The sequence below is a fragment of the Pseudonocardia sp. EV170527-09 genome, from assembly GCF_008369905.1.
Taxonomy (GTDB): domain Bacteria; phylum Actinomycetota; class Actinomycetes; order Mycobacteriales; family Pseudonocardiaceae; genus Pseudonocardia.
Map to the genome: position 1 here is coordinate 1 of NZ_VRMC01000428.1, position 280 is coordinate 280.

Consider the following 280-nt stretch of genomic DNA (forward strand, 5'->3'; position numbering starts at 1 on the left):
CCCGTAAACCGATCCCGCTACCGGAAAGCGCAATGCCATTTCGCGGTAGCTGATAGCTGATAGCCCCATAACGGCTGCTGCTACCAGATATACCAACACCGGCACGCCTCCGGAACGGTTAACCACCAGCCCAAAGACGGCCACCGGGGCCATCGGGACGAAGAAGAGCAGCCCATAGACCAATAACGAGCCAAAGGGTAGCTGACGGTTGAGGCTGGGCTGGTAGCCCAGGTCCTTCAACTGGGAGTCAGGGGCGAGGGTTGTGCTCACTGAGTCTCTC

At 59.3% G+C, this 280-nt stretch carries 1 pseudogene; it reads right to left on the minus strand.

The window, feature by feature from the left end:
* Positions 1–240, minus strand: a pseudogene (locus FVA95_RS29700) (amino acid permease); the annotation flags it as partial.
* Positions 241–280: the final 40 nt, after the last annotated feature.